This window comes from Coprobacter fastidiosus (assembly GCF_030296935.1).
GTDB lineage: Bacteria > Bacteroidota > Bacteroidia > Bacteroidales > Coprobacteraceae > Coprobacter > Coprobacter fastidiosus.
The window spans coordinates 940,405-958,174 of sequence record NZ_AP028032.1; the positions used below are offsets into that span (position 1 = coordinate 940,405).

Genomic DNA, 17,770 nt, shown 5'->3' on the forward strand with positions numbered 1-17,770 from the left:
AAATCATGAAATTGAATATTGCCGTATTACCGGGTGACGGTATAGGACCAGAAATCGTAAACGAAGCGTTGAAAGTGACAAAAACCGTATGTGAAAAATTCGGACATGAACTTTCATACAAGCATGCTTTAGTAGGAGCTTGCGCTATCGACAAAACAGGGAATCCTTATCCTGACGAAACTCACGAATTATGTATGCAATCAGATGCTGTATTATTCGGGGCTATCGGAGATCCGAAATATGATAACAATCCGTCTGCCAAAGTCAGACCAGAACAGGGATTACTCGGAATGAGAAAAAAATTAGGATTGTATGCCAATATACGTCCTGTCTCGACATTCGATTCACTTATATACAAATCCCCCTTACGGGCAGACATCGTAAAAGATACCGACCTGATGTGCATTCGAGAATTGACTGGAGGAATCTACTTCGGACGTCCTCAAGGAAGAAGTGAAGACGGAACTATTGCATACGATACATGTGTTTATAGCCGGGAAGAAATAGAAAGAATAGTGCATCTTGCCTACAAATATGCTAAGCAAAGAAATAAAAAAGTTACGGTCGTAGATAAAGCCAATGTTTTGTGTACTTCTCGTTTATGGCGTGAAGTTGCTCAAGAAATAGAAAAACAATATCCTGAAATCACTACCGAATACATGTTTGTCGACAACGCTGCGATGCAACTGATACAATGGCCTAACCGATTCGATGTAATCGTTACCGAAAATATGTTCGGTGATATACTTACCGATGAGGCATCGGTAATTACAGGATCATTAGGTATGCTTCCTTCTGCTTCCATAGGTATTCATACTTCAGTATTCGAACCGATACATGGTTCTTATCCGCAAGCCGCAGGCAAAAATATCGCTAACCCTGTAGCAACGATTTTATCAGCAGCCCTTATGTTCGAATATGCATTTAATCTCATGGATGAAGGCAAAATGATTCGTGAAGCTGTTGATGCTTCAATAGAAGCAGGTATCGTAACAGAAGATTTAGCTCAAAATGGAAAGTCTTATAAAACTTCAGAAGTAGGACAATGGATTGCCGATTATATCAAAAATAAATAATTAAGCTGTATCTATTTTCCAAGACAGGATACCGTCCTTATAAGTAAGATAGTATCCTGTCTTTTTTAATTATTTAATCTCAAAAATCGCTTAAATTTTCCGATAAAAACATTCTCAAAACTGACTCGTACGAAATTCAAATAGTAATCAAAATAATTTATTCTACTCTAACACCTCTCATAATCAACTTTTTCCACTCCGGATGCTTTTGAATATAACCTGCAACAAAAGGACACAAAGGAACTAATCTCAGATTTTTATGTTCTATGTCCTGTAACACCTTCAACACAAGTTGAGAGGCGATACCTTTTCCTTCTAAAGCAGGAGGGACTTCAGTATGTGTCAGATAAATTTCTCCGTTTTCGGATAAAATATATTCTATCTTCGGAATAAATCCGTCTATTTGAAACTCATACCGACGACTATTCTCATTATTTATCAACTTATAATCTGTCATCTTTTTTCTGTCGTTATTCAAATTTTCTATAAAAAAAGCTGCCCCAAAGAGGACAGCTTTCTATCTAACTATTAAACCTTTATTTTTGAGATGCTGATCCCGAAAATATTACAATACGATTCCAGTTATTATTCTTCGGATAAGGTTGAGTATCACTACCATTAGCAACCATCTTTATTCGGTTAGCGTTAATACCATACTTTTTAGTCAATATATTCACAACCGCATCTGCACGTTTTTTACTCAACTGCATATTGTAAGCCGGTGTTCCGGTTTCTTTATCGGCATATCCGGCTACTGTCACATTACAATTCGGATTTCTCTTCATCCAATCGGCAATATTATAGACATTCACCATCTCTTCTTGTGACACAACAGCACTGTTGATCTTGAAACGAACAACAATCGACAGATCCGGATTACAAGTCTGAACAGGTTCTGGAACTGTAACAACTTCGGTAACAGTGACTTCAGGACATGGCGGACATTCCCGTGCTTCACAAGTCTCTAAAGCAGAACGCAAATTATTTACTTTACCATTCAAATCATTGATAATCATACGGTCAGCATAAGGATCATAAGCTTTGAAACGAGTCTTTCCGAATTTAACGGTAAAACCTCCGATAAGAGAAGCGATAGACTCTACTTGTTTCCCTTCTACAACACCATTAAAATGGTCTCCCATAGCATTTGCCCTACCTTCAAGGAAGAAGTCAAGATAGTGAAATAAACGAAAATTCAGTTTCATACCGATAGACACGGGAAAGGCATATGTCCGATGACCAGCTTCAGGATTTTTGAATGCAAAAGCTCCCCCAATACCAGCAAAGGGAATAATAGATACCACCCGCTTTTCATTATATCCTCCCAAAGTACTAGTAAGATCCCACATCAAATCTCCATAAACAGCTGCATAACGGGTATGATTCATTATCTCTTTTGTCGGCCAATGGGTATGTAAAGACCCGCCCATAGCATTCAACCGAATACCTACATAAGGATTCAACCACTTACCTAAAGCCAAACTCATAGCCAAAGTATAACTGGGATCACCTTTATGCTCGGTAAGAAAAGTCTGAGCACCAGCACCGAGAGACAAATACCAATTATTCCCGACTTTCGGAGCATAATAATAGGGTTTTCCGGGTATCAGTTCAGTAACAGTCACCTCTTCTTCGACCACAGTAACCTGAGCCGACCCGGTTTCAACAAAAGCAAACGATGCTATCGCCGCCAATGCAAATGAGTAAAGAACATGTTTCGTTTTCATTTTCAAATATTTTATTGTTTACAAAATATTGCGTCCGGGACAAAAATTCATATATACCAATAACCGGTTTACCATGAATATCGCGAACAGCGTTGTATTCTTATTGTGACTGTAAAACAAGTTAATGTCAAAATAGGTTCAACATATATTGTTAAAATCATATATTAAAATAAACGAAAGACATTATTTCATAAATAAAGAGAAATGATAAAAAAAAGAAATGCGGTTTCGGATATCGTATTATTTACTAAATTTGCAAGTTCGGGAACGGATACATTCATATATGGCCAAAAGAAATAAATTTAAAGCATTTTGGAAAAAAATGCGATCAAAATATAAGCTTTCCTTCTTCAATGAAAATACATTGGAAGAGGTATGGACTTTTCGTTTGTCCCGATTAGGAGCTTTTCTGTTTTTTTCGGCATTGGTTATCATCATTTTTTCTGGAGCAATGTATCTGATTGTCGGGACTCCGTTAAAAAATTATTTACCCGGATATTTGAAAACCGAAACACGGGTAAAAATTATGGATAATGCATTACGTATCGATTCTTTGAACCAGGCTATGCAATTAAACGACGCATACTTGAAAAATCTAACTAACATACTTACCGGAAATGTCAAAATAGATTCGATACGGAACATCAAAGATTCTCTGCTTTCTTTCCCGACTGATTCTTTTCTGACTCAATCACAGGCTACGACAAGTTTCATGCAACGCTATGAAGAAGAAGAGAAATATAAACTTAATGTGCTTAATCAGACGATTCCGACTGACGGATTTATTTTTTTCGCTCCGATAAAAGGAGTGATCAAACAAAAATTCAATCCGGAAAACAATCACTTCGGCATTGACATTCTTGCCCCGAAACGAGTATCGGTAGCTGCAACCTTAGACGGCACGGTCATTTCGGCAGGGTATACAGTAGATTACGGATATGTAATCGAAATTCAGCATAGCAATAACTTTATATCTATATATAAATATAATGCCGAACTTCTAAAATCTATCGGAGATAAAGTTTCGGGCGGAGAGGTTATCGCTCTTACCGGAAACGGAACAAAGGACTCTTTTCCTCCTCTTGTAGAATTTCAGTTATGGCACATGGGACAGGCTTTGAATCCCGAAGATTATATTGCATTTTAACGACACACAAATAAGATATTGCATCAGTGATAAACAAATCACAGGTGAAAATAAAAAGGAGAATGAAGAAACAACTTGCTATACTGGGTTCTACCGGATCGATCGGCACACAAGCTTTGGAAGTAATTTCAGAGCATTCCGACTTGTTCGAGGTATATGCACTTACTGCTAACAACAATGTGGATCTGCTTATTTTACAAGCACGAAAATTTAGCCCCGAAGTGGTAGTTATCGCTAATGAATCTCTTTATCCTAAACTTAAAGATGCACTGGAAGACCTGCCGATTAAAGTATATGCAGGACATGACGCCATCGCTCAAATAGTCGAATCAGAACCCATCGACATGGTGCTTACAGCCATGATCGGATATGCAGGTCTATATCCGACCATACGAGCGATAAAGGCCGGTAAGACAATAGCTCTTGCAAATAAAGAAACGTTGGTCGTTGCCGGAGAACTGATAAATCAACTGGCACATGAAAACCGCACACCAATAATACCGGTAGATTCGGAACACTCCGCCATTTTTCAATGTCTAACCGGAGAAATGCATAATCCGATAGATAAAATCATATTAACGGCTTCCGGAGGTCCTTTTCGAACAATGTCACGACAAGAATTAGAACATGTTACGAAAAAACAAGCATTGAAACATCCCAACTGGAATATGGGTGCTAAAATTACTATAGACTCGGCTTCTATGATGAACAAAGGATTTGAAGTTATCGAGGCCAAATGGCTTTTCAACGTAAAACCGGAACAAATAGAAGTTGTCGTACACCCTCAATCAATTATACATTCCATGATACAATTCGAAGACGGAGCTATAAAAGCTCAATTGGGAACGCCGGATATGAAATTACCGATAAGATATGCGTTTTCTTATCCTAACCGACTGAAAAACCAATCTCCTAAGCTGGAATTGTCTCAATATGCTCATCTGACATTCGAGCATCCGGATACTACCAAATTCCCCCTTCTAAATTACGCATATGAAGCAATGAAACAAGGTGGAAATATACCATGTATATTGAATGCTGCAAACGAAGTTGTCGTAGATGCTTTTCTAAAAGATAAAATCGGATTTTTACAAATGGCAGATATTATCGCCGATATAATGCAACAGGTCTCTTTCATAAAATCACCGTCTTATGACGATTATGTATCGACCGATGCAGAAGCACGCCGACTAACACGGGAGAAAATAATATCTTTTTAAAACGAAATAAATTTAGACTAAAAAATAATGGAGACATTTTTAATTAAAGCCTTACAGTTAATATTAAGTTTATCGATTCTTGTCATCGTTCACGAATTCGGGCATTTTATTTTCGCCCGAATCTACAAAGTAAGAGTCGAAAAATTCTATCTTTTTTTTAATCCTTGGTTCTCTCTTTTTAAATTCAAACCTAAAAACAGTGAAACGGAATACGGTATCGGCTGGTTACCATTAGGAGGTTATGTGAAAATAGCCGGTATGATAGACGAGTCTATGGACAAAGAACAATTGGCTCAGCCCGAACAAGAATGGGAATTCAGATCTAAACCCGCCGGGCAACGGCTGATGATCATGATTGCCGGGGTACTGTTCAACTTTATTCTGGCGCTTTTTATCTATTCTATGATAACTTTTACTTGGGGAGAGTCTTATCTACCTCTAAAAAACGCCAAAGCCGGATTATCATTCAGCGAAACAGCACATAAAGCCGGATTTGAAGATGGAGATATCCCCATAAAAGCCGATGGAAAAGAATTGACTACATTATCAGGCGATATGATCCGTAATATTGCTGAAGCTAAAAATGTAGAAGTCATCCGTAACGGTAAAACAGAAACAATCACCATGCCGGATGAATTTATGTTAAAATTAATCGGGGCAAACGAAAAATTCGCTTCGTTCCGAAATCCTGTAGTAGTTAAAGAAGCAATAAAAGGGAACGGAGCAATCGAAGCCGGACTGCAAAGCGGAGACAGCCTGACTGCTATAAATGGGAAAGCGATTCCGGATATTCCGATTATGCTCGATTTATTAAATCAAAACAAAGGGAAAAACGTAAATATCACATTTTACCGAGACGGACAAGAACAAAACGCCTCTGTGGCAGTAGATAAAAACGGTAAAATAGGTATAAGCCTCACTCCTATTTACGAAATATATCCTCTTGTAACAAAACATTTTGGATTTTGGGAATCATTCCCTGTCGGCATATCTAAAGGATTCTCTACTCTAAAAAGTTATGTAAGTGATCTCAAATATATTTTTACTAAAGAAGGGGCAAATAGTTTAGGCGGATTCGGAACAATCGGAAGCATATTTCCCTCCGTATGGAATTGGCAGGCATTCTGGGAAATGACTGCATTCCTTTCTATAATCCTTGCGTTTATGAATATATTGCCGATTCCGGCGCTTGACGGAGGACATGTATTATTTCTTTTATACGAAGTTATTGCCCGCAGAAAACCGAATGAAAAATTTATGGAGTATGCACAAATCACAGGTATGGCACTGTTGTTCGGTTTATTGATATATGCTAACGGAAATGACTTATTCCGATTTATTTTTAAATAACCTTACATACAAAAATGAATTATACCAAAGTCATATTAAAGCCAGGAAAAGAAGAGTCTCTTAAACGCTTTCATCCATGGGTATTCTCCGGAGCAATCCATCATTTTGAAAAACAACCGGAAGAGGGTGATATTATCGAAGTTACAGATTATAAAGGGAACTTCATTGCTATAGGACACTACCAAATCGGCAGTATAGCGGTAAGAATACTCTCTTTCGAACAAGAAATTATCGATAAAGAGTTTTTTAAGAAACGGTTACAAGTTGCTTATAATCTGCGGAACAGCATCGGACTCAATCGGGGAGAACAAAATAATACATATCGTCTTGTACATGGAGAAGGAGATCTTCTTCCCGGTCTAATCATAGATATTTATGACAAAACCGCCGTAATGCAAGCACACGATCCCGGTATGCATTTTGCCCGACATATTCTTGCCGAAGCATTAACCGATGTAATGGGTGAACAAATAAAAAATGTATATTACAAATCAGAAACCACACTCCCTTACAAAGCGCAACTCGACCCGGAAAATGAATATTTGATCGGAGGCGATGCCGGGAATATAGCAATAGAAAACGGATTAAAATTTCATGTAGACTGGTTAAAAGGACAAAAAACCGGTTTCTTTGTCGATCAACGGGAAAACCGATCATTACTCGAACATTATTCTAAAGATCGTTCGGTATTGAACATGTTCTGTTATACTGGAGGATTCTCATTCTATGCCATGCGAGGCGGAGCTAAACTTGTTCACTCGGTCGATAGTTCTGCCAAAGCGATAGACCTGACTTGTAAAAATGTAGAGCTGAATTTTCCCGGAGACAGACGGCACGAAGCTTTCGCAGAAGATGCATTCAAATATCTCGACAGAATGGGAGATCAGTATGATCTGATCATTCTCGATCCTCCGGCTTTTGCCAAACATAAAAATGTTTTGCACAACGCTTTGCAAGGATACCGAAAACTTAATGCAAAAGCTTTTGAAAAAATAAAACCGGGGGGCATTCTTTTCACATTCTCCTGTTCGCAAGTCGTTACTAAAGAAAATTTCCGGTTAGCTGTATTCAGTGCAGCAGCTCAATCTAAAAGACGTGTACGAATACTGCATCAATTGACTCAGCCAGCAGACCATCCAGTAAATATTTATCACCCCGAAGGCGAATATTTAAAAGGGTTAGTCCTATATGTAGAATAAATTGCATCAATTCTTTAGAAACTGTCTAAAAATATTCGAATAAATAAAAGGTGTACACCTGTCGTGTACACCTTTTACTATTATACCCACTTCATACTTCAAAAGATTTATCAAACAATAATCTTTATAAATCAAAAAATAAGCGTATCCAATACACTAATATCAAAAAACATGTTAAATAGCATACAAAATTTTGTACGATCCCTTGCCGTATTAAATATTATCTCTACATTTGTAATGTGTTTTTCATGGTATTAGATTTAAGGTTAACGAAGATTGGTTGTCGAGATGACAACCTTTTCTTTTTATATATATGCCACAAATTTTGAAAACAGCTTATAATGCTAACCCCAAAAAAAACAAAACGGTTACAAGATAATCCTCGCAACCGTTTTTCAGTATATAAACTATATTGTCAATTATCTCGACACTCTACCCGAAGCATCACCGCTCATCAGTTTCTCGACTTCTTCTACCGTTACCAAATTGAAGTCTCCGTAAATGGTATGTTTCAGACATGATGCCGCTACGGCAAAGTTCAGTGCTTTCTGATCGTCTCCGGTATAGGTCAATAACCCGTAGATAAGTCCGCCCATGAATGAGTCGCCTCCTCCTACACGATCCACAATATGGGTAATATCGTAACGCGGGGATTGATACAGTTTCCCGCCGCTGTACAATACACCGCCCCATGTGTTGTGGTTGGCGTTGATCGAGCCGCGGAGCGTAATGATGACTTTTTGGGCTCGGGGAAAACGTTTCATCAACTGAGTACATACCGACTCGAATTCGGCGGCATTCACTTCTCCATTGGTCTGTGCAACGTCGAAACCTTCCGGTTTGATACCGAATACCTTTTCCGCATCCTCTTCATTTCCCAGTATGACATCACAGCCGGCTACCAGCTCGGGCATGATTTCTGATGCCTGTTTGCCGTATTTCCACAGGTTTTTCCGGTAGTTCAGGTCGCACGATACGGTTACGCCCAGACGGTTGGCTGCCCGTATGGCCTCGAGACAGGCGTCGGCAGCACCTTGTGAAAGTGCGGGGGTAATACCGGTCCAGTGAAACCAGTCCGCTCCCTTGAGGACTTCGTCCCAGTCGATCATACCCGGTTTGATTTCGGCGATCGCCGAATGTGCCCGGTCATAAACCACCTTGCTGGCACGGGCTACCGCTCCCGTTTCGAGGAAATAGATTCCCAGACGGTCGCCTCCGTAAATGACATGATCGGTCTTTACTCCGTGTTTATGGAGATCCATCTCGCAACTTCTGGCTATATCGTTTTGGGGCAGGCGGGTTACGAATTCCGATTCCATACCGTAATTGGCCAGCGATACCGATACGTTGGCTTCTCCCCCTCCGAATGTGGCGGTGAATTCCGTTGCCTGACTGAAGCGTTGGTAACCCGGTGTGGCCAACCGCAACATGATTTCTCCGAATGTGACTACTTTTTTGCTCATATAGCTTTCAAATAGATATGATTAATTAAAAATTAAAGAATTTTTTTGCATTATAATAGCTGATATCTTCTATCATCTGATTTACCCGATCTATCTCTGAAACAGGAATCTCTCCGTTTTCGACATCTTTACCCACCAAATTACATAAAGTACGACGGAAATATTCATGACGAGGATAAGAAAGGAAACTACGTGAATCGGTAAGCATACCTACAAAACGGCTCAACAATCCTAACAAAGAAAGAGCATTCATTTGCTTTTCCATACCATCTTTTTGATCAAGGAACCACCATCCGGAGCCGAACTGTATCTTTCCCGGAATAGTACCATCCTGAAAATTTCCCAGCATGGTAGCTATCACCTCATTAGCACAAGGATTTAAATTATATAAAATCGTCTTTGTCAGTTTTCCCTTAGTATTTAAACGATCCAAAAATTTGGACATTGCTTTAGCTGTCGTAAATTCTCCGATAGAATCAAAACCGGTGTCAGGACCTAATAACTTAAACATTTTTGTATTATTATTTCGAATAGCCCCGTAATGAAATTGCTGAGTCCACCCCTTTTCATAATCCATTTCACCAAATTCAACCAACATTGCCGATTTGAATTTCAGAATCTCCTCGCGAGTCAGTTCTTTTCCTCCGTAAACCTTATTGAAAATAGCCTTGATTTCTGCATCAGTATAGTCTTCAGCATAAAATTCTTCTATACCATGATCCGAAAGTTTACAACCTTGTTGCGCAAAAAAGTCATGGCGCTTACGCAATGCGGCAATCATATCGTCAAAAGTAGAAATTGCAATACCGCTTACTTCAGATAATTTCTCTATATAAGCACGAAAATCTGCAGGAATCTCTACCGCCATAGCTTTATCTGGACGCCAAGTCGGAAGCATTTTAATCTCAAAGCCACTTTCACGAGTTTTAATATGATATTCAAGTGAATCTACAGGGTCATCAGTCGTACATACAACCTCAACACGATAACGGCGCATCATCCCTCGAGCAGAATATTCGGGCAAAGCTAATTTAGCATTACATTCGTCATAAATTTCACGGGCAGTTTTAGGATTCAGAACTTTATCGATACCAAACGCAGTTTTCAATTCTAAATGAGTCCAATGATAAAGAGGATTACGCATTGTATAAGGAACTGTTTCTGCCCATTTCTCAAATTTCTCCCAATCAGAAGTATCTTTTCCCGTACAATAGCGTTCTTCTACCCCATTGGTACGCATAGCACGCCATTTATAATGATCTCCACCCAACCAAATTTCGGTTAACGATTTGAACTTATGATCATCTGCAACCATTTGCGGAATCAAGTGGCAATGATAATCGATAATCGGCATTTTTGCCGCATGTTCATGATACAATTTCTGTGCAGTTTCCGTTTGCAACAAGAAATTTTCATCCATAAAGTTTTTCATAATAGAGTATTTTTAAATGATGTATAAATGCAAAAAACGACATAGCAAATTGAAAACACAGCCCTATCAAATAAATTCCGTGTTCGGGCACGAAATTACGATTTTTTTTTGAAACACAAAAATATTCTGTATATTTGCAGATGAAATTACAAATTATAAACCGTGTGCACGCACGAATAACAATATATAAGCAATATGAAAAGCTTGCCGGATAAAATACGAATCAAAGATATTGCCCGTTTAGCCAATGTATCTACCGGGACAGTCGATCGCGTATTGCATAACCGAGGTGAGGTTTCGGCTAAAAGCCGCGAAAAAGTTGAAAAAGTTCTCAAAGAGATAAATTATCAACCCAACATTTATGCTTCAGCTCTCGCTTCAAAAAAAAGATACACATTTGTTACATTATTACCGGAATCTAACGAGGGAGAATATTGGAGCGATATAAAAAAAGGAGTAGATCAAGCAGCACATGAGTTTCTGGACTTAAATATCTCTGTAGAACAGATATTTTTCAATCAATATGACAGCACATCGTTTGAAAAAGCAATAGAAACAGTCCTAAAGCTGACTCCGGATGCTGTTTTACTTGCCCCGATATTTAAAGAGCAGTCCATTTCATTAGCAAAACAATTAGAGATTCAAGAAATTCCATACGTTCTTATCGATTCGGATATGGAAGAAATACATTCTCTTGCCTATTTCGGAATGGATTCTTTACAAAGCGGTTATCTTGCTGCCAAATTATTATTAAGCGATGCTTCTCCAAACTCGGAAATTGCGATCTTTCAAGTTTACAGATCCGGGAATAAAGGTTCTAACCAAACAGAACTACGAATAAATGGATTCAAACGGTATATAGAAGAACATCTTCCGACAGCCAAGTTGTTTTCTATTAAAATATATGCTCAAGATCATACCCGCAATCTAAAAATTATAAAAGATTTTTTCAAACAGCATCCCCATATACGAGAAGCGATAACATTCAACTCAAAAGTATATCTGATTACGGAATATCTGGAGAAAATGAATATCTCAGGTATAAAATTTATAGGATATGACCTACTACAAAAAAATGTCAAAGCCCTGAAATCGGGGAAAGTCAATTATCTGTTAGCCCAACGTCCCGAAATCCAAAGTTATAGAGGGATGAAAGCCTTATGTGAATATAAAATATTCAAAAATGAAATAAAACGAAAAAATTTCATGCCGATAGATATTCTGACAAGTGAAAATATCGACTTCTACCTTGATTTTCAATCAATATAAATTAATTAATATCAACCTAATAATTTTATCTTATGAAACAGCTCAACAGAACCAACGTCCAAGCGAACAAGTATCCTGAACGAATCATCCAATTCGGTGAAGGCAATTTTTTACGGGCTTTTGTCGATTGGATCATTTACAACATGAATCAAAAGGCTGAATTCAATAGCAGCGTTGTTATCGTTCAACCTCTCGAAAACGGCATGGTCAATATGCTTAATGAACAGGATGGTTTATATCATGTTAATTTACAGGGGTTACAGAACGGTAAAGAAGTGGACAGCATCCAGTTGATCGATGTGGTGAGCCGGGGATTGAATCCTTATGCGCAATATAATGAGTTTTTGAAATTGGCCGAAAATCCTGAGATGCGTTTCGTCATTTCCAATACTACCGAGGCCGGAATCGCGTTTGATCCTTCTTGTAAACTGGAGGATGCGCCGGCTAAATCTTATCCGGGAAAATTGACGCAACTTCTGTTCCATCGTTTCAAAGTGTTTAATGGTGCAATGGATAAGGGGTTGATTATTTTTCCGTGCGAACTGATTTTCGATAACGGAAAGGTGTTGAAAAAGTGTATCGATCAATATATCGAGCTATGGAATCTCGGGGAGGATTTTAAACATTGGTTCGATACCGCCTGCGGCGTTTACTGTACGCTTGTGGATCGTATTGTTCCGGGTTATCCGCGCGATACAATCGGTCAAATTCTCGACCGGATCGGACTGGATGATAAGTTGGTTGTTAAAGGTGAGATTTTTCATTTATGGGTTATCGAAGCACCGGAAACGGTAGAGAGAGAATTTCCGGCAGACAAAGCTGGTTTGAATGTATTATTTGTTCCGAGCGAAAAACCTTATCATGATCGGAAAGTTACTTTGCTGAACGGACCTCATACGGTTTTGTCTCCAGTGGGATATTTGGCGGGACTGAATACCGTAAAAGAATGTTGTGAAGATCCGGTCATCGGACAGTTTGTAAAAAAAGTAATGTATGGTGAGTTACTTGAGACTCTTGATCTTCCAAAGGAGGAGTTGATTCTATTTGCCGATGCTGTTATGGAACGGTTTCGTAATCCTTTTGTCAAACATTTCGTAACCAGCATCATGCTTAATTCTTTTCCGAAGTTTAAAACTCGGGATTTGCCGGGATTGAAAATTTTCCTGGAACGAAAAAAGGAATTGCCTTCGGGTCTGGTTTTAGGCTTAGCCGGTATCGTTACCTATTACAAAGGCGGAAAACGGGGGAATGACGAGATCGTACTTAAAGATGACCAAGAGATTATAGACTTATTGAAAAATCTTTGGACTGACGGATGTCCTATGGAGGTAGCTAAGGGGGTGTTAGGTGCTGAATTTATCTGGGGGGAGGATTTAAATTTGATTCCGGGATTGACCGAAAAGTTGTCCGAATATCTCCGAATGATTCAAGATAAGGGCATGATTGAAACTGTTAAATCTATTCTTTAAATATGGGATTGAAATTTTTAAAAATAAATCCGGCTGATAATGTTGCCGTGGCCATAGATCCCTTGAAGAAGGGGGTGTGTATCTCGGTGGATGGAAAGGATATTTTCCTGCAAGAAGATATTCCGGCCGGTCATAAAGTAGCACTTAAAGATTTTGCCGAGAACGAGGATATTATTAAATACGGATATGCTATCGGGCATGCTCGTTGTGCAATCACTAAAGGTGCTTGGGTCAATGAAAGAAATATCAAAACGAATCTGGAGGGGGTACTGGAGTATTCGTATTCTCCTAAGTTGGCGGAACTGAATATTCCGAACAGGAATCTTTCTTTTATGGGGTATCGTCGTAAAACCGGTGAGGTCGGTATCCGGAATGAAATATGGGTGATTCCTACGGTCGGATGTGTCAACGGGATTGTTAACCGATTGGCTGATTCTCTCCGCCGGGAGACCGGGGAGGTAAATGTAGATGCAATAGTTGCCTTTCCTCATAATTATGGATGTTCTCAACTGGGAAATGATCATGAGAATACACGCAAAATATTACGAGATATGGTACTGCACCCGAATGCCGGCGCAGTACTGGTCGTCGGGTTGGGCTGTGAGAATAATCAATTAAGTGCTTTTAAGGATTTGTTGGGGGAATATGATGCCGAGCGCATTCGCTTTATGGAGTGTCAGAAGGTTGATGATGAATATGAGGAAGGCATGAACATCTTGAGACAATTATACGATATCGCTTCTCAGGATGCAAGAGTGGAAGTTCCTTTAAGCGAACTGAAAGTTGGGTTGAAGTGCGGCGGATCAGACGGATTTTCCGGTATTACGGCGAATCCTCTTTTGGGGGTATTTTCTGATTTTCTGGTTGCTCAGGGAGGTACATCTGTTCTTACCGAAGTGCCTGAGATGTTCGGCGCTGAAACGATTTTAATGAACCGTTGCGAGACGCCTGAGTTATTCGATAAAACGGTACATCTTATCAATGATTTTAAGGACTATTTTTTGGCTAATAATCAACCTGTTTATGAGAACCCGTCACCGGGAAACAAGGCGGGAGGCATATCTACTCTTGAGGAAAAGTCTCTGGGGTGTACTCAGAAATGCGGAAAATCGGCGGTAAAGGATGTTTTGATGTATGGAGAGCGTATTCATTCCAAGGGGCTGAATCTTTTAAGTGCTCCGGGGAATGATTTGGTGGCTGCAACGGCTTTAGCTTCTGCAGGCTGCCAGTTGGTGCTTTTTACTACGGGAAGAGGAACGCCTTTCGGTTCTTTTGTCCCGACTATGAAAATCTCAACTAATAGTAAGTTGGCTGTAAACAAACCGAAATGGATCGATTTTAACGCCGGATCGCTTGTTGAAAACGATCTTATGGATGATATTGCCGAACGATTTATTCGTTTTGTTATCGATGTCGCAAGCGGTAGGCGTGTAAACAATGAATTGAACGGATTCCGTGAAATCGCTATTTTCAAGTCCGGGGTGACTTTATAATTAGAAATGTTCCCCGGGAATTAAATACAATATTTCCGGGGTACATTTCTAATTATTTTTTCTCTGTCAAGTTCTTCTTTTCTCTTACAGCCCGTATAATTTTCTGATAAAAAAATACAAATCAGACATTTATTTTTATTTCAAAAAAACGATAGTTTATAACTTTCACATTTTAGGCAATATTGCTACTTCTCTCCAATTATGCTTTTTCAAATCTACACAACCATTTTTTTTGAAAGTTATACCCTCTTTTTCAAGTAAATTCCGTTGTTCTTCCCAGCCGGGAACTAACCGTCCCCGACTGTTTATTACCCGATGACAAAATGGATGCAATTCTTTCGGAGCTCGAGACATCGCCTGCCCCACCATACGAGAACACTGAGGCTTTCCCAATAGTCGGGCTACCTGACCATATGTCACAACACTTCCCCGAGGTATTTCCTTTATAACATCATAAACACCGATAATAAATTCATTTTTATTCATCTTCGAATTCGATAGATATTATTTTAGAGACAAAAATAATATCAGAATTTTTATGAAGAAGAACTTTGTAAGGCAAAAATAAAATCATAAACTTAATTTATAATGCAAATGGAAAATCTTAATTTTTATATTCTTACAGGAGGACCAGGTAGTGGAAAATCGACCGTGCTCAAACTATTATCAGATATGGGGTATCTGACCGTCGAAGAAACTGGAAGAAATATCATTCAAAAACAAATAAAAAGCCTCGGAGATGCCGTCCCATGGAATAACGTCTCCCGTTATGCACGACTAATGTTTTTGCATGCGATCACCGATTTCGAAGAACTTGTTCATGTTCAAAAAACATGTTTCTTTGATAGAGGCATACTCGACATTTTAGGTTACTGCCGATTAATAAATATTCCCATAACTACTTCATTGAAAAAAGCGGCACACGAATATAGATATAATCCGAAAGTCTTTTTATTTCCCCCATGAGAAGAAATTTATACGAATGATACCGAACGGAAGCAAGACTTTAAAGAAGCTGAACGCACATATCATACCCTAAAAAACGTATATGAAGAATTTGGATACCAAACAATCATCGTTCCTCGTCTAATACCGGTAAAGCGGGCTCAATGGATTGTCGAAAACCTCAACAAACACATTTTTAAACACTTATTTATTAACAACATGTACAACAAAAACCATCTTTACACCTTTTTTTAGATGGACTTTTCATGCAATTCTTATGGATATTTTTTTATATAAAATATCCAATTTCTCAGATCACGATATCATCGGCACTTCTATTAATAAAAGATCAGAGTGTTCTATAATATTTATCTTTAGATCAGAAACATCCCAAATTCCGATGCCGTCTCTTTTCGAAAGAATCTCTTCTGCAACCTCGATTTTCCCCTCAATAATAAAAATATAAACACCCATATTTTTATCATGTATTTTATAATCAATAATCTTTCCTGCATCGAATTTTCCCATAGAAAACCATGCATTCTGCAAAATAGAGGCCGGAGTGCTACCGTCTGGTGATATAAACAGAGCCAATTCATTTTTTTTCAATAATCCTCTGATATTATAATTATTATACTCCGGAGGTGTATTTTCTCTATCCGGTAATACCCATATTTGCAAAAATTCTACGGGCTCTTTATCGCTACCGTTATATTCGCTATGCAAAATTCCGCTTCCGGTACTCATTACCTGAACATCTCCCGGAGTAATTGTCCGGGTATTTGCAACACTGTCTCCATGACGAAGTTTTCCTTTCAAAGGAATAGACACAACCTCCATATTTTTATGCGGATGCGCTCCAAATCCTTGTGAAGGAGCAACCCAATCGTCATTCAAAACACGTAATGCTCCGAAATGCACCCTCGTAGGATTATAATAATCTGCAAAACTGAAAGTGTGGTATGTCTTTAACCAACCATGATCAAAATAGCCCCTTGAAGAAGCTCTATCTACAACTTTTTTCATAATAATTTTCTTTTACTTAGAGCCTGTTTAAATTTTCCGATAAAATAATTTCGTCAGACTTATATCTATTGATAACAATCATAAACCGTACAATGTTGCATAATAATACGTAACTTTACGACAAAATCGAAAATCAGCAATGAACACTCATATTATGTCAAACGAAAAAATATACTGGTTCATCTTTTACAACGATCAATTACTAATTGAGAAAAAAAACGGAAAACACCAAATACCCTATACGCCAGAGTCTCCGCTAAAAAGAGAAATAGATATTCCTGTTTTAAATGTACCTGTACCAGGGCATCAAGCCAAAACATTCAGAGTGACAAAACCTATTTCTGTCTCGGAGCAATATGAATGGATCGGTTTACGATCATCTTATGATTATCTACCGCAAGAATCATATAAAAGCGCCGGAAAAGCCTTTGAAATTCTCCATTGGGACAAAAACAGCCGATTCTGTCCGGTATGCGGAAACTTAATGGAACTAAAGAATGACATAACGAAACGATGTCCTTCTTGTGGGAAAGAATTATACCCTGCCATTTCAACAGCAATATTGGTATTGATTCGAAAAGCAAATTCTATCTTATTAGTTCACGCTCGTAATTTCAAAGGGACATTCAATAGTCTGGTTGCCGGATTTCTGGAAACCGGAGAAAATCTCGAAGAGTGTGTTGCCAGAGAAGTCATGGAAGAAACTCAGTTAAAGATAAAGAACATTTCTTATTTCGGTAGCCAGTCATGGCCTTATCCAAGTGGATTAATGGTCGGATTCATAGCCGATTATGAAAGTGGGAAAATCGAACTGCAAGATGATGAACTTAGCTCAGGTGCATTTTATACACGAGATAACTTACCGGAACTTCCTCACAAATTAAGTCTGGCACGCAAAATGATCGACTGGTGGTTAGAACAAAACAGTGATGAAACAAAATAAAGGATTCGAAG

The 17,770-nt window shown here is 38.6% G+C and carries 15 protein-coding genes and 1 pseudogene; 10 read left to right on the top strand and 6 right to left on the bottom strand.

Going from position 1 to position 17,770, the window contains the following annotated elements; translation table 11 throughout:
* Positions 1-5 precede the first annotated feature (5 nt).
* Entirely contained in the window at positions 6-1,076 is a 1,071-nt protein-coding gene (gene leuB / locus QUE35_RS03820) for a 3-isopropylmalate dehydrogenase (protein WP_022389698.1), read from the top strand.
* 157 nt (positions 1,077-1,233) lie between these two features.
* Here the strand turns inward: leuB and QUE35_RS03825 are convergent, their stop codons facing one another.
* A complete protein-coding gene (locus tag QUE35_RS03825; RefSeq protein ID WP_022600963.1) occupies positions 1,234-1,533 on the bottom strand; it encodes a GNAT family N-acetyltransferase in 300 nt (99 codons plus the stop codon).
* A gap of 79 nt (positions 1,534-1,612) precedes the next feature.
* Positions 1,613-2,803 (bottom strand): OmpA family protein, encoded by a 1,191-nt coding sequence (locus tag QUE35_RS03830; protein WP_022389787.1) that lies wholly within the window; start codon positions 2,801-2,803, stop codon positions 1,613-1,615.
* Between the two features lie 322 nt (positions 2,804-3,125).
* Here QUE35_RS03830 and QUE35_RS03835 point away from each other — a divergent pair, with 322 nt between their 5' ends.
* From QUE35_RS03835 to QUE35_RS03850, 4 genes are all read left to right on the top strand, one after another.
* A complete protein-coding gene (locus QUE35_RS03835; protein ID WP_244925469.1) occupies positions 3,126-3,950 on the top strand; it encodes a murein hydrolase activator EnvC family protein in 825 nt (274 codons plus the stop codon).
* Between the two features lie 62 nt (positions 3,951-4,012).
* Positions 4,013-5,170, top strand: a complete 1,158-nt coding sequence (locus QUE35_RS03840; RefSeq protein ID WP_022600960.1) for a 1-deoxy-D-xylulose-5-phosphate reductoisomerase — start codon at positions 4,013-4,015, stop codon at positions 5,168-5,170.
* A 27-nt stretch (positions 5,171-5,197) separates the two neighbouring features.
* A complete protein-coding gene (gene rseP, locus QUE35_RS03845) occupies positions 5,198-6,520 on the top strand; it encodes an RIP metalloprotease RseP (protein WP_022600959.1) in 1,323 nt (440 codons plus the stop codon).
* A gap of 14 nt (positions 6,521-6,534) precedes the next feature.
* Positions 6,535-7,719, top strand: a complete 1,185-nt coding sequence (locus QUE35_RS03850) for a class I SAM-dependent rRNA methyltransferase (protein WP_022389791.1) — start codon at positions 6,535-6,537, stop codon at positions 7,717-7,719.
* 419 nt (positions 7,720-8,138) lie between these two features.
* Here QUE35_RS03850 and QUE35_RS03855 read toward each other — a convergent pair whose 3' ends face one another.
* Together QUE35_RS03855 and uxaC are read right to left on the bottom strand one after the other, a co-directional pair.
* Entirely contained in the window at positions 8,139-9,182 is a 1,044-nt protein-coding gene (locus QUE35_RS03855; RefSeq protein ID WP_022600958.1) for a sugar kinase, read from the bottom strand.
* Positions 9,183-9,207: 25 nt separating this feature from the next.
* A complete protein-coding gene (uxaC, locus tag QUE35_RS03860; protein ID WP_022600957.1) occupies positions 9,208-10,614 on the bottom strand; it encodes a glucuronate isomerase in 1,407 nt (468 codons plus the stop codon).
* Between the two features lie 195 nt (positions 10,615-10,809).
* Here uxaC and QUE35_RS03865 point away from each other — a divergent pair, with 195 nt between their 5' ends.
* Genes QUE35_RS03865 through QUE35_RS03875 form a run of 3 tightly spaced genes read left to right on the top strand, consistent with a single transcriptional unit; the run spans position 10,810 to position 14,845 of the window.
* A complete protein-coding gene (locus tag QUE35_RS03865) occupies positions 10,810-11,883 on the top strand; it encodes a LacI family DNA-binding transcriptional regulator (protein WP_009319308.1) in 1,074 nt (357 codons plus the stop codon).
* Between the two features lie 32 nt (positions 11,884-11,915).
* On the top strand, positions 11,916-13,352 hold the full coding sequence (locus tag QUE35_RS03870; RefSeq protein WP_022600956.1) for a tagaturonate reductase: 1,437 nt from the start codon (positions 11,916-11,918) through the stop codon (positions 13,350-13,352).
* A gap of 2 nt (positions 13,353-13,354) precedes the next feature.
* Positions 13,355-14,845: a UxaA family hydrolase gene (locus QUE35_RS03875; protein ID WP_022600955.1), complete on the top strand. Its 1,491-nt coding sequence runs from the start codon at positions 13,355-13,357 to the stop codon at positions 14,843-14,845.
* Between the two features lie 165 nt (positions 14,846-15,010).
* Here the strand turns inward: QUE35_RS03875 and QUE35_RS03880 are convergent, their stop codons facing one another.
* Positions 15,011-15,331 (bottom strand): MGMT family protein, encoded by a 321-nt coding sequence (locus tag QUE35_RS03880; protein WP_022600954.1) that lies wholly within the window; start codon positions 15,329-15,331, stop codon positions 15,011-15,013.
* Positions 15,332-15,439: 108 nt separating this feature from the next.
* On the opposite strand from QUE35_RS03880, the pseudogene QUE35_RS13680 reads away from it, so the two are divergent.
* Positions 15,440-16,045: pseudogene (locus tag QUE35_RS13680) on the top strand (AAA family ATPase).
* A 60-nt stretch (positions 16,046-16,105) separates the two neighbouring features.
* Here the strand turns inward: QUE35_RS13680 and QUE35_RS03890 are convergent.
* Positions 16,106-16,816 carry a pirin family protein gene (locus tag QUE35_RS03890; protein WP_022600951.1) on the bottom strand — a complete coding sequence of 237 codons (711 nt, stop codon included), beginning with the start codon at positions 16,814-16,816 and terminating at the stop codon, positions 16,106-16,108.
* Positions 16,817-16,955: 139 nt separating this feature from the next.
* On the opposite strand from QUE35_RS03890, the gene nudC reads away from it, so the two are divergent.
* Positions 16,956-17,759 carry an NAD(+) diphosphatase gene (gene nudC / locus QUE35_RS03895; protein ID WP_081705651.1) on the top strand — a complete coding sequence of 268 codons (804 nt, stop codon included), beginning with the start codon at positions 16,956-16,958 and terminating at the stop codon, positions 17,757-17,759.
* Positions 17,760-17,770: the final 11 nt, after the last annotated feature.

What these genes read in the sequence shown, in the direction of transcription:
- leuB (WP_022389698.1), top strand. Translation starts at nt 6, where the DNA reads ATGAAATTGAATATTGCCGTATTACCGGGTGACGGTATAGGACCAGAA.
- QUE35_RS03825 (WP_022600963.1), bottom strand. Translation starts at nt 1,533, where the DNA reads ATGACAGATTATAAGTTGATAAATAATGAGAATAGTCGTCGGTATGAG.
- QUE35_RS03830 (WP_022389787.1), bottom strand. Translation starts at nt 2,803, where the DNA reads ATGAAAACGAAACATGTTCTTTACTCATTTGCATTGGCGGCGATAGCA.
- QUE35_RS03835 (WP_244925469.1), top strand. Translation starts at nt 3,126, where the DNA reads ATGCGATCAAAATATAAGCTTTCCTTCTTCAATGAAAATACATTGGAA.
- QUE35_RS03840 (WP_022600960.1), top strand. Translation starts at nt 4,013, where the DNA reads ATGAAGAAACAACTTGCTATACTGGGTTCTACCGGATCGATCGGCACA.
- rseP (WP_022600959.1), top strand. Translation starts at nt 5,198, where the DNA reads ATGGAGACATTTTTAATTAAAGCCTTACAGTTAATATTAAGTTTATCG.
- QUE35_RS03850 (WP_022389791.1), top strand. Translation starts at nt 6,535, where the DNA reads ATGAATTATACCAAAGTCATATTAAAGCCAGGAAAAGAAGAGTCTCTT.
- QUE35_RS03855 (WP_022600958.1), bottom strand. Translation starts at nt 9,182, where the DNA reads ATGAGCAAAAAAGTAGTCACATTCGGAGAAATCATGTTGCGGTTGGCC.
- uxaC (WP_022600957.1), bottom strand. Translation starts at nt 10,614, where the DNA reads ATGAAAAACTTTATGGATGAAAATTTCTTGTTGCAAACGGAAACTGCA.
- QUE35_RS03865 (WP_009319308.1), top strand. Translation starts at nt 10,810, where the DNA reads ATGAAAAGCTTGCCGGATAAAATACGAATCAAAGATATTGCCCGTTTA.
- QUE35_RS03870 (WP_022600956.1), top strand. Translation starts at nt 11,916, where the DNA reads ATGAAACAGCTCAACAGAACCAACGTCCAAGCGAACAAGTATCCTGAA.
- QUE35_RS03875 (WP_022600955.1), top strand. Translation starts at nt 13,355, where the DNA reads ATGGGATTGAAATTTTTAAAAATAAATCCGGCTGATAATGTTGCCGTG.
- QUE35_RS03880 (WP_022600954.1), bottom strand. Translation starts at nt 15,331, where the DNA reads ATGAATAAAAATGAATTTATTATCGGTGTTTATGATGTTATAAAGGAA.
- QUE35_RS03890 (WP_022600951.1), bottom strand. Translation starts at nt 16,816, where the DNA reads ATGAAAAAAGTTGTAGATAGAGCTTCTTCAAGGGGCTATTTTGATCAT.
- nudC (WP_081705651.1), top strand. Translation starts at nt 16,956, where the DNA reads ATGAACACTCATATTATGTCAAACGAAAAAATATACTGGTTCATCTTT.